General features: G+C 34.1%; 12 protein-coding genes. All 12 read right to left on the minus strand.

Annotation, left to right across the window (positions count from 1 at the left end):
• Window positions 1-132: 132 nt before the first annotated feature.
• The 12 genes from DVW83_RS09205 to DVW83_RS09260 are packed head-to-tail and all read right to left on the minus strand — an operon-like array spanning window position 133 to window position 12,254.
• Window positions 133-1,269 carry a glycosyltransferase gene (locus DVW83_RS09205; RefSeq protein ID WP_104660137.1) on the minus strand — a complete coding sequence of 379 codons (1,137 nt, stop codon included), beginning with the start codon at window positions 1,267-1,269 and terminating at the stop codon, window positions 133-135.
• On the minus strand, window positions 1,266-2,390 hold the full coding sequence (gene wecB / locus DVW83_RS09210) for a non-hydrolyzing UDP-N-acetylglucosamine 2-epimerase (RefSeq protein WP_104660136.1): 1,125 nt from the start codon (window positions 2,388-2,390) through the stop codon (window positions 1,266-1,268). The genes DVW83_RS09205 and wecB overlap by 4 nt, the downstream gene beginning before the upstream one ends.
• 3 nt (window positions 2,391-2,393) lie before the next feature.
• The gene (locus DVW83_RS09215) at window positions 2,394-3,503 is read right to left on the minus strand and encodes a capsular polysaccharide biosynthesis protein CapF (RefSeq protein ID WP_104660135.1); all 1,110 of its coding nucleotides are present in this window, start codon (window positions 3,501-3,503) and stop codon (window positions 2,394-2,396) included.
• Window positions 3,500-4,522: a polysaccharide biosynthesis protein gene (locus DVW83_RS09220; RefSeq protein WP_104660134.1), complete on the minus strand. Its 1,023-nt coding sequence runs from the start codon at window positions 4,520-4,522 to the stop codon at window positions 3,500-3,502. Before DVW83_RS09220 ends, DVW83_RS09215 begins: the two co-directional genes overlap by 4 nt.
• Before the next feature lie 15 nt (window positions 4,523-4,537).
• The gene (locus DVW83_RS09225) at window positions 4,538-5,752 is read right to left on the minus strand and encodes a glycosyltransferase family 4 protein (protein WP_137239312.1); all 1,215 of its coding nucleotides are present in this window, start codon (window positions 5,750-5,752) and stop codon (window positions 4,538-4,540) included.
• A gap of 7 nt (window positions 5,753-5,759) precedes the next feature.
• Window positions 5,760-6,380 carry a sugar transferase gene (locus tag DVW83_RS09230; RefSeq protein ID WP_174784275.1) on the minus strand — a complete coding sequence of 207 codons (621 nt, stop codon included), beginning with the start codon at window positions 6,378-6,380 and terminating at the stop codon, window positions 5,760-5,762.
• Window positions 6,370-7,488, minus strand: coding sequence for a DegT/DnrJ/EryC1/StrS family aminotransferase (locus DVW83_RS09235; RefSeq protein ID WP_104660131.1), 1,119 nt, complete (start codon window positions 7,486-7,488; stop codon window positions 6,370-6,372). Before DVW83_RS09235 ends, DVW83_RS09230 begins: the two co-directional genes overlap by 11 nt.
• 1 nt (window position 7,489) lies before the next feature.
• Window positions 7,490-8,122, minus strand: coding sequence for an acetyltransferase (locus DVW83_RS09240; protein WP_104660130.1), 633 nt, complete (start codon window positions 8,120-8,122; stop codon window positions 7,490-7,492).
• Window positions 8,123-8,132: 10 nt separating this feature from the next.
• Window positions 8,133-9,950 carry a polysaccharide biosynthesis protein gene (locus DVW83_RS09245; RefSeq protein ID WP_104660129.1) on the minus strand — a complete coding sequence of 606 codons (1,818 nt, stop codon included), beginning with the start codon at window positions 9,948-9,950 and terminating at the stop codon, window positions 8,133-8,135.
• Between the two features lie 13 nt (window positions 9,951-9,963).
• Window positions 9,964-10,728, minus strand: a complete 765-nt coding sequence (locus tag DVW83_RS09250; protein ID WP_104660128.1) for a tyrosine-protein phosphatase — start codon at window positions 10,726-10,728, stop codon at window positions 9,964-9,966.
• Between the two features lie 27 nt (window positions 10,729-10,755).
• Window positions 10,756-11,454, minus strand: a complete 699-nt coding sequence (locus DVW83_RS09255; protein ID WP_104660127.1) for a CpsD/CapB family tyrosine-protein kinase — start codon at window positions 11,452-11,454, stop codon at window positions 10,756-10,758.
• A gap of 11 nt (window positions 11,455-11,465) precedes the next feature.
• Window positions 11,466-12,254 carry a YveK family protein gene (locus DVW83_RS09260; RefSeq protein ID WP_104660126.1) on the minus strand — a complete coding sequence of 263 codons (789 nt, stop codon included), beginning with the start codon at window positions 12,252-12,254 and terminating at the stop codon, window positions 11,466-11,468.
• Between the last annotated feature and the right edge of the window lie 3 nt (window positions 12,255-12,257).

The following is a 12,257-nucleotide window of genomic DNA, read 5'->3' on the forward strand; positions in this document are numbered from 1 at the left end:
GAAAATATATTAAGTTTGATCAATGAGAGACCGGTAAAACATTGTATAGTATTTTACACAGGATTATGGACTTGACTTTAAATAGTTAAAATATTATCTTTTTTATTGCATTATCGACATATAAAGTAACTTCTAATTATTATTCATAGTTTTTTCTAGTTTAGAAGAAATATCTTCTTTTAATATTGAAAAATCAACCCTAGAATCTATAAATTTTTTTATATTTTTTTGCATTTCTTGATATTCTTTACTAGATAATTTATATAATAATTTTATCGCTTTTCTAAATTCTTCAATATTCTCTAAAGTACAGACATAACCTTCTTTACCGTTTTCTATGTCGTTCCAAGGAGTTCGATCACTAATTATGACTGGGCATCCATTTGTTAACGATTCTGAAATAACATGTCCATAATTTTCACTTTTAGTTGGGAATAAAAAGGCATCGTAATTCCTAAATACCGTATCAATATCTTCATGCTTTAGACTTCCTTTATAACTAACTGTAACATTAGCTGGTAGATTTGCTATCTTTTTTTGACAAAACTCCCAATAATTCTTATCTTCTATCGGTCCAAAAATATCTAAAGATACTTCTTCATCAAGTGTTTTTAAAATTTCAATTGCATAGTCTAAGTTTTTTTTTGGAACAATTCTAGATAAAAAAACTAAATTCAAACTTTCTTCTTGTTTGTTTTTCTTGTTACCCATCTTACTTATACTTGGAATATTCGTAAAAGATATTATATTTTTTGACGCAAATATTTTTTTTAGAATTGACTCTTCTTCGTCACTTGTTGATTGAAAATATATATGTTTATGGAATATACTTTTTAATTTAAAAAGTTCTATATAAACTTTTTTTCTAATTGGTTTATTACTCCTAGCACCCTCTAATAACTGTCCTCTAGGGGCAATTAACAAGGGTATATTATTTTTTTTTGAAAAAACTGCACTCATTAAGTTGTAATCGAAAAAACTATTTATATATATTAAATCAGGATTTATTTCTTTAATTATATCTTCTATATTTTTTTTAAACTTCTTTTTTCTATTTAAATATATAACTTGTGCTTCTTCTCTATTATTCCATCCTTCTGTAATACCTTCCAACCGTTCATTTTCATTAATATCATTGTCACGCGTGACGATATAAAAGTTATACTTATCTTTTAATAAATTACAAAAGTTTAATATACTAACTGGTGGCCCACCGTATTTTTGTGCTGGAAAGTATCCCTCGGCTAATATCAATATTTTTTTCTTCATCTTCCCCACACCACTCTGTTCACATAGTCTGTATAAGAAAGAATGATACGCAATACTTTTTCCGAAACATTTGGCATTGAATAATCTGCGACGTGTCGCAAAGTATCTTTTTTCTGTGTTTCCAATACTTCCAATCCTTGCATAATTCTTTCTTTTTCTAATCCTACCATCATGACACTTGCTTCTTCCATTGCTTCTGGTCGTTCATGTGCTTGACGGATATTCAATGCTTTGAAGTTCAAAATGGAAGATTCTTCGCTGATCGTTCCGCTATCGCTTAGTACAGCTTTAGCATTGATTTGTAATTTATTGTAATCATTGAATCCCATCGGTTTCATTGTTTGGATCATCTCGTGGAATTTGATTCCTTTTGCTTCGATCATCTTCATTGTCCGCGGATGTGTACTAATGATGATTGGCAGTTGGTAAGTTTCAGCGATCGTATTCAAGCTATCTACCAAGTGCAAGAAATTTGTTTCTGAGCTGATATTTTCTTCGCGATGAGCAGAAACGACAAAATATTTTCCTTCTTTTAACCCTAAACGATTAAGAACATCGGACTGTTGAATATCATCTTTTCTTGAATTGAGAACTTCAAACATCGGACTTCCTGTTTTGATCACACGATCAGCTGGTAATCCTTCACGTAAGAGATATTCTCTCGCGATATCGCTATAGGTTAAATTGATATCAGCTGTATGATCAACAATTTTACGATTTGTTTCTTCCGGTACTCTTTGGTCGAAACAGCGATTTCCTGCCTCCATATGGAAAATAGGAATATGGCGACGTTTGGCTGCAATTGCACATAAACAGCTATTTGTATCTCCTAATACTAAGAATGCATCTGGTTTTACTTCTTGCAAAATTGGATCGATCTTGATCAAAATATTTCCAACCGTTTCAATCGCTGTCCCAGTTGCTGCATTTAGAAAATAATCGGGTTTTTTTAGCTTGAAGTCTTCGAAAAATACTTCATTTAGCTCATAGTCATAGTTTTGACCAGTGTGTATTAAAATATGTTCGATTGCTTCTGATTGATCCAAACGATTGATAACAGCAGACAAACGAATGATTTCTGGTCGAGTTCCTACTACTGTCATCACTTTTAATTTTTTCATTGATTAAACCTCCACATAATAAGTATCAGGATTCTCTGGATCAAATGGCTCATTTACCCACATCACCGTCACCATATCCGTTGATCCCAGATTTTCGATATTGTGTGTATAACCTACTGGAATATCAACTACTTCCAATTTTTCTCCTGAAACAAAATACTCGATTATTTCATTTGAGTTTACTTTTCTAAAACGGATTACACCTTCTCCGCTTACTACTAAGAATTTTTCATTTTTTGTATGATGCCAATGGTTTCCTTTCGTGATTCCCGGTTTGGAAATATTGACAGATACTTGACCTCGGTCTTTTGTTCTTAAAAATTCAGTAAACGATCCGCGATCATCTACATTCATTTTTAGAAAATAAGCAAAATCGTCTTCTTGTAAGAAGCTTAAGTACGTACTGTACAGATTTTTTTCTACTCTTCTTGCAAGGTTAGGAACACTCAAGTTCGTTCGACTATTTTTGAAAGATGTAATCAGTTCTTTTAATTCGCCGACCGTTACTTCATCCGTTTCACGAACAGCACAATACCCCTTTTCCATATAAGGTTGTCTGTTCAGACAATAAAGTAATTCCTTCACGACATCATCAATATAACAAAGTTCAATGACAGCAGATGGATCATTTACTGTCACTTCTTCGTCCCTTGCGATTTTATAACAAAATGTGGCTACAACTGTATTATAATTTGGTTGCGACCACTTACCGTATAAGTTTGAGAAACGATAAATATATACAGGTGCTCCTGTTTCTTTTTGGTATTTCTTTAATAACTCTTCTCCGGCTTTTTTGCTCTTGCCATAAGAATTATCAAGTTCTGCTTGGATAGAGGAAGAAAGCATTACTGGACATGTATTGCCATGTGCTTTTAGTTTTTCAAGCAATTCTGAAGTAAATCCAAAATTTCCTTTCATGAATTCTGCATCATCTTTTGGTCTGTTTACTCCAGCTAAATGAAAAACAAAGTCTGCTTTTTTACAATATTCATCTAATAAATGTACAGGCGTGTCTCTATCAAAACTAAGAATATCTGTGAATCCTTCATTTTTTAATTCAGTAACTAAATTTTTTCCAATAAAACCATTTGACCCAGTTACTAAAATATTCATTGATTTTGCCACTCTTTCAATTCTTTTTTTACATATTTTAGTTCAAGAAGTCTTTCTTTGATTTGTTCTACAGATAATCGTTGTGTATTATCTGAATTATATTCTCCTTCTTGTGTCAGCTCTTTGTTTCCTTCAACGAAATACTTATCATAATTCAAATCACGTGTATCTGCAGGGACACGATAGAAATCACCCATATCTTGAGCAACTAAGTATTCTTCTTTTGTCAGTAGTGTTTCATAACGCTTTTCGCCATGTCGTGTTCCGATAATATGAATTTCATTGTCTGCATGGAATAATTCTTTGATTGCTTGTGCTAGGTCGCCAACAGTGGAGGCTGGTGATTTTTGAACCATGATGTCCCCTGCTTTTGCGTTTTGGAAGGCAAAAACAACCAACTCTACAGCTTCTTCCAAACTCATCAAAAATCTTGTCATGCCAGGATCTGTTACTGTTAATGGTTTACCACTTTTTATTTGGTCAATGAATAATGGAATAACTGATCCTCTAGAAGCCATTACATTTCCATAACGTGTGCCACAAATCATCGTGCGTTCGTCAGTAACGGTTCTTGCTTTAGCAACAAATACTTTTTCCATCATAGCCTTAGAAATCCCCATAGCATTGATTGGATACGCAGCTTTATCAGTGGACAAGCAAATAACTTTTTGAATCCCCATTTCGATTGCTGCAGTTACGACATTATCCGTTCCCATGATATTTGTTTTCACAGCTTCCATTGGGAAAAACTCGCAAGAAGGTACTTGTTTAAGTGCTGCTGCATGGAAAACATAATCAACGCCATGCATCGCATTTTTGACACTATTGATGTCTCGGACATCCCCGATATAAAATTTCAATTTGTCATTGTTGTATTTCTTACGCATGTCATCTTGTTTTTTCTCGTCACGAGAAAAAATCCGTATTTCTTTGATATCAGAATCTAAAAAACGTTTCATTACTGCATTCCCAAAAGAACCAGTACCGCCTGTGATTAATAAAATTGTATCTTTGAACATTTAAATAGCTCCTTTTTATGATCCAAAATGATTCATAATTATAGAATAACTTCTTTTTACATCAAAATTATTTTTCAAATAAATAAAAGCATTTCTACCCAATTCATTCCTGATATTTTCATCCTTTAGTTTCTCCATATTACTCAGAAAAGCGTTTAAATCACCGTGTTCAGAACAATAACCAAATTTCCCAGTTTTTATCATTTCATTTAAATCAGTATATTTGTCTACAGCGGCTAAAATAGGTTTTTTAGACTCCATATATCCTAATATTCTAGAAGGTATATTAGGAATAGTAAATTTTCTATCTAAGAAAACCAATCCTATATCCGCAATAGATTCAACTTTCTTATACTCATTTTTAGATAAACTGTTAAGTAGAATTGTATTTTTTATGTTATTGGTATTTAAATGTTTTCTTATACGTCCATGTTCTGTTCCTGATCCAATAACCAGCAACAAAAAGTTGTTGTCTTTTTCTAGACTATTTATAATGTCTAAAAGAAAATCAATACCTTGAGGTTTTCCTAGATTCCCTCCATATAACATTATTTTTTTTTCTTTAGGGATCTTATATAAATCTCTTATTTCCTCTTTGTCTAAATGGTAGTCAATTTTATCTTCGTTTATTCTAATTGAATTAGGATTTACTTCTAAAATCTGCTTATCAATTTTATTATGATTTCTTATATATTGAGAATTTTTTTCTGACATTGTTCCTATATAATCAGATACTTCATATAGAGAAACTTCTTTTTTTCTAAAATACTTATATATATAACTTTTTTTAGAGAGTTGATTTAAATCAACTGCATTTTGTGGAAATATGTCTTTTAATAAAAGATAACTTTTGCAATTATCTCTTTTTTTTATAAACTTCACCACTTTAGCAAAAGTTACTGGCGGAGTAGAATAAATAACCAAATCAAACTTTTTATCTGAAAAATATTGATTAATGCCTGATATAAACTTTCTCTCTATTTGTATAGTAGAAAAACCTTTTTCAATTAAATTAGTCTTTTGAATATTCCTTATTCTTAATTTTAAGATTTCACATTTATCATTTATCTTGACCAAATGAGTTTTTATTCTTTTTTTTCTTTCTACTGGAGATATAATGGACACATTGTGATTATTTTTTACAAATTCAGACATTAAATCAGTATAGATATTGCTTTCTTCTAAACTTTGAAAATCTAAAAGTGTAAGAAATAAAATATTTAATGGCATACTATATTTAACTCCCTTTAAATTTTTCTGGTATATTGTTATTGATTGTATTAATATTCTCTTTCTTGATTACTTTTTTATATGTCTGAATTATAATAATAATATCATTAAAGAAACTAATTTTATCAACATAATAAACATCTAAATCAAACTTTTCTTCCCAACTAATCGCATTTCTTCCATTGACCTGAGCTAGTCCAGTTAATCCTGGTCTTACGTTGTGTCTTTTCCGTTGTTTCTCGCTATATAGTGGCAAATATTCCACTAATAATGGACGAGGTCCTACAATCGACATATCACCCTTCAAAATATTCCAAAGTTCTGGTAGCTCATCTAGACTTGTTGCTCTAAGCATTTTCCCAAATTTAGTTAGTCGAATTTCATCGGGTAAATATTCTCCATTGTGGTCTCTTTCGTCAGTCATTGTACGAAATTTATACATAGAAAAAATTTTTTCACTTTTTCCTGGTCGCTCTTGCTTGAAGATAATTGGAGAACCAAGTTTAATTCTTACTAAAACACCTACAATTAAGATTATCGGCGATAAAACAATGAGAGTGATGCCTGACAATAAGATATCTAAAATTCTTTTTCCAAAAAGCTGATAGAAAGTTTTTTTACGCATCATTGATCACTCTTTTAATAATAGATACTACATATTTTAAATCTTCATCTGTCATCTTGGTATCTGATGGTAAACATACTCCTAAGTCAAATAAAGTTTCTGCTACATCATCGCCAATATAATCATAATTTTTGAAAACAGGTTGTAAATGCATTGGTTTCCAAACTGGGCGAGCTTCTATATTATTTTTATCTAACTCATCAATAAGATGATTCGTATTTATTCCCTTTACTGTTATGACACTTAACCAATAGTTCGGTTCATTCCAATTATTTTCTGGCATGAATTGTATATTTGATAATGTAGACAATTCTTTTTTATAGAAACTATGAATATATCGTTTTTTTTCAATTCTTTCATTTAAAACTTTCAATTGTCCTCGACCGATACCTGCAACGATATTGCTCATTCGATAATTATAGCCAATTTCATTGTGTTGATAATGGCGCGCCTTCTCACGAGATTGTGTAGCCCAAAATCTCACTTTTTCCACCTTTTTTTTGTCATCAGATACAAGCATCCCACCGCCTGAAGTTGTGATTATTTTGTTTCCATTAAAAGAATAAATTCCATAGTCGCCGAATGTACCAGTATATTTTCCTTTATAGGTTGTTCCTAATGATTCTGCAGCATCTTCAATTAAAACAACATTATGTTCTTTGCATATTTTAGTAATTTCATCTAGTTCAGCTGATAAACCGTACAAATGCACTACTAATACAGCCTTTGCGTTAGGATATTTTTCTAGTGCTGTTCGCAAATGTTCTGGTTTCATATTCCAAGTTTCGTAATCACTATCAACAAATACTGGTATAGCTCCTTGATAGATGATTGGATTGGCAGTAGCCGAGAACGTCAAAGACTGACAAATCACTATATCATCTTTACCGACCCCAGCCGCTTTTAAAGCTAAATGTATAGCTGCCGTTCCAGAAGATAATGCAGCTGCATAACTAGCTCCCACATATTCTGCTAATTCCTCTTCAAAACCATTGACATTCATACCTAAAGGCGCAACCCAATTTGTATCAAATGCTTCTTTTACATACGCTTGTTCATATCCTTCCTCACTCATATGAGGAGATGCTAATAATATTCGTTTATTTTCCAACTTAATCCCATCTTTCTATTACTTTGGAAGGTACGCCAACATTTTTAGTATTATTATTAATATTTTTTATTACTACACTTCCCGCACCTATAATGTTCGTATTTCCAATTCTTAGATTTTGTATTATTTTAGAGCCTACTCCAATTACATTTTTATCTCCTAATAGAACATGTCCTGAAATATTTACGCTTGGAAAAATGGAATTATAATTACCGATTTGAGTATCATGTCCAATAGTAGAGCCGATATTGATCATATTGAAATTTCCTAAAACTATGTCGGCAGTGTAAGTCGTATAGGGCATCAAAATATTGCCAATTCCTAACTGAACATTTATGCCCACTAGCGCACTTGGTGCAACTAAATTAGGGAAAAACAATTTATTATTTTTATTTATCTTTTGATATATTTTCTCTTTGATATCTGGCGAAGTGATTCCTAGAAAAATAGCAGTTTCTTCTTCTAATTCTAATAACGAGTCTATTGTTCCCAATACAGTTTTTCCCACTAATTCTTGATTTTGCATTTTTAACGAATCATCGACAAAACCAATCAATTCATATCTAGAGAAACTTTGTAATAGAAAAGCAATCTCTTTGCCAAATCCACCAGCTCCTACAATAATTGCTTTCACTTTACTCCCCCTACTTATTCGAAGCATTCGCAAAATTGACGATGTCTTTAGCCAATTGTTCATCGTCTTGCGGCAGGCTCTTGACGAAGTCCATCACTGTTTGTATCGAGTATCCTTTGATGTTTCCTACAAAGATTTTCTCATAAACTGCTTCATCATTTCTTTCCTTATCCAACAATAGTTCTTCATATAGTTTTTCCCCTGGACGGATACCTGTTTCAATGATTTCTATTTCGTCTTCGCTATACCCGCTCAATCGGATCATGTTTTTGGCTAGATCCACGATTTTCACTGGTTCGCTCATATCTAGAATAAAGATTTCGCCGCCTTTTGCTAATGCGCCAGATTGAATAACTAAACGACTTGCTTCGGGAATTGTCATGAAATATCGGGTCATACGAAAATCTGTTACCGTGATTGGACCACCTTGAGCAATTTGTTCTCTAAATACTGGGATCACGCTGCCGCGAGAGCCAAGGACATTCCCAAATCTAACAGCTGAAAATTTCGTACAGCCTTCTTCATTCAATCCAGTCACGATCATTTCAGCAATACGTTTCGTTGAACCCATGACGTTTGGCGGATTGTTAGCTTTATCTGTAGAGACCATGACAAATTTTTTCACTTTTGCTGCTTTGGCTGCTTCCGCTACATTTTTTGTACCGAAAATATTATTTTTGACTGCTTCTTTTGGATTACATTCCATTAGCGGTACATGTTTATGGGCAGCTGCATGGTAGACGATATCTGGGCGGTATTGTTCCATGATTTCATTGATTTTCGTTCGATCTTGGATATCCGCGATGATCGGTACGATTTCTGTAGGGCACATTTGATTGTGCGTACGCAATTCACGATCAATCAAGTAGATCGAGTTCTCCCCATGTCCTAAAAGCAATAGCTTAGCAGGATTGAATTGGATGATTTGCCGACAGATTTCTGAACCGATTGATCCTCCTGCGCCAGTTACAAGAATGGCTTTGTCTGCGATCTGATCTTTGATGGATTCAATATCCAACTCTACCTCATCTCTTCCAAGTAAATCTACTACATCAATTGTTTTTAATTTTGATACGCTTACTTTTCCTGATGCAAGTTCTTCCATAGAAGGCATCGTGTTGACTTTCACATGAGAGGATTCGACTAACTTGAAGATTCTTCGTAATTTTTTTCTTGATAAGGAAGGAATAGCGATCGTTACCATTTGTATGTCATATTTTTCGATCAATTCTGGAATATCTTTTAATGCACCTAGTACTTTTTTTCCTGAAAGATACGTATTTCTTTTATTCGGATCATCATCCACAAACCCGACCACGTGGATATCTTGAGCCGTTTTGGATCCAACAAAGCTGTTGTATAAAATACGCCCACCTTCGCCAGCACCAATGATCAATGTATTTTTAGCAGAGTCTGCTGATATATATCTCGTATTTTTTGTTTCGACATAGATACGCCAGATCAATCGGCTACCTATGATTAATAATAGTGAAAGTAGATAAGCAAAGATGACTAAACGCAAACTATACTGTTCGTTTATAAAAAGCAAGACGATAATACTTGAGATAGCACTTGCAGATAGCGAACCAAAAATTGCGATCATTTCTTTTAAACTGGTATAGCGATTGATCCGAGTGAACACTTTGAAAAAAACACCATAAAACAAATAGAACCCTATTGATAAACCATTGTAGATTAAAAGAAGATCCACCGGTATAGCTACAAACGGCTCCATAAAATTAACAGCTGCGCTATTTGCTACAATCAACAACAAGCTGTCTACGAAAATCAAGATGGCGATTTTTCTTCTTCTCGTTAGCACAAACACTTTTTAACTCCCCCTAAAATAAACCAAACTTCTTCTTTTTTACCTCTTCATAGACTGGATAACTGATCATATCCCCGTTGACCAGGTCCTTTGCGACTTGTTTCATCTGTTCTACTTTTTCCTTACCAAAGTCCTTAGCAATCTGCTCATAGCACTCTTTTAAGTAAAAGGTGCGCTTAGAGACCCCGTGGGCATCAGAAGCAGCCATCTGCACGAGATTATGTTTGACCATCGTTTTGGCTGTTTTCTGGATATCTTTACCAAACACACCAACATAACTCGGCGCAGTAAGTTGGGCCAAACATCCCATATCTAGGAATGGCAACAAATGATTTGGATCTTTACGAAAATACGCATTTCGTTCTGGATGGACGATTACTGGGATCTTTCCTAGTTGCAACAGCTCAAAAAAGATTTGTTCTGCATATAAAGGTACTTCCAGTGTCGGAAATTCGATCAAAAGATATGTATCGTCTAAATCTGTAAATAAAATTTCATCTCGGTGGATATCTTCGATGAGCGTTCCGGAAATACGTACTTCTTGTCCTTCCAATAACGTCAAAGGCAACTGTCTTTTCTCTAATTCTGCTTGTAGTGAAGTGACTAGAGAAATGACTTGTGATTTTTCATTGCTATATTTTCCATTATTGTGGTGTGGCGTGCATAAAATATGCGTAATACCTTGCTGAATCGCTTTTTCAGCCATTGCGATACTTGCATCTAGATTTTCTGCTCCGTCATCGATTCCTGGTAAAATATGGCAATGAAGGTCAATCATTTCTCCTGTCTCCTCCCTTATTATTTCTTAATTACCGTAGTAATAGCCAGCATCTTTGCTGTGTTCTGCTCCGTTGTATACAACACCTAGGACGCGTGCTTGTACCATCTCTAACAGTTCTTTTGCTTTAGTCAAGGATTCTTTACGTGACGTATTTTCACGTACAACCAATAAGGTACCATCCGTTTTTGAAGACATGATCTGTGCATCAGTCACGGCTACTACTGGTGGCATATCGAATATCACCACGTCAAATAACTGTCTTGCTTCTGCTAGGATCTGATCCATTCTTGGCGAAGTTAACATTTCTGATGGATTGGGTGGCTTAGGTCCACTAGTCAAAATCGACAAGTTCTCGACTGGTGTCCATTGGATCAATTCTACTAAACTTTCTGATGAACTAAGGACTGTACTTAGGCCGCTTGCATTATCCAGTTGAAATGTTTTATGGATAACAGGCTTACGTAAGTCTGCATCTACTAGCAGTACTCGTTGACCAGATTTAGCAAAAACGACTGCAATATTTGCTGCAGTAGTTGATTTTCCTTCTCCAGGACCTGATGAAGTCACGACAATCGTCTTAATTTGCTGACCAGCAGCGGAGGCAAACTGGATATTCGTCCGAATCGTCCGATATTGTTCAGCGATTGGTGAAGATGGGTTTGTCAATGTAATCAAACTGACTGCATGATTTTGAGTTGTTTTTTGTTTCTGTGTTCGTGCCATTTTTCTTCCTCCTAGACTCTTGATCGGCTTCTGCGTGATGGAACGTTTTTATCGTTTTTATCGTTTGTGTCTTTTGGTCGTGTAGGATTTGATTTCTTTTTACGAATACTAGCGTTCAATTCTTTTGCTGACATTTCAGGAACTGTCCCTAAGATTGGGAAGCCTAATGTATCCATTACGTATTTTTCATCTTTTACTGTCCGGTCGAGTAATTCGAATAAGAATGCAAGGCCTACACCTACCATCATTCCCAATACTAAACCAATCACTAGATTCAATTTATTATTTGGCGAAACAGGTGTCGTATTAGCAACTGCACCTGAAATGATTGATATTTTATCGACATTCATCACATCTTTTGCATTCTCTTGGAAAACTTGTGAAGTTGTATTAGCGATTTGTTGGGCAGTCACAGCATTCGTACTTGTTGCTTGGATCGAGAACATTTGTGAATTTTGTGATTGATTGACCGAAATTGCATCTTTGATTTGTTCAGCAGTCATTTTTACCTTGTCTTCTGTTTGTAAGCGATCTTTGACTTCATTTAACACTAGATCACTGACAATCATATCTTTATACGTATTGATCATTTGTAGATTCGTATTGACATCATTGACGTTTGTAGTGTCTGATTGCGGCAATGTCACGATCAATTGTGCTTGCGAGCTATATTTTGGCGTCAAGATGAAAAACGTCACGATTCCTGAGATAGCCAAGCCAGCAAACATTGAGATGATGATTGTTATCAAGTGTTTCCGTAATGTTTCATAAATTTCTTTCAAGCTGATTGTTTCTTCCATTTT

The sequence above is a fragment of the Enterococcus sp. VV15 genome (assembly GCF_005236045.1).
Taxonomy (GTDB): Bacteria; Bacillota; Bacilli; order Lactobacillales; family Enterococcaceae; genus Enterococcus_B; species Enterococcus_B durans.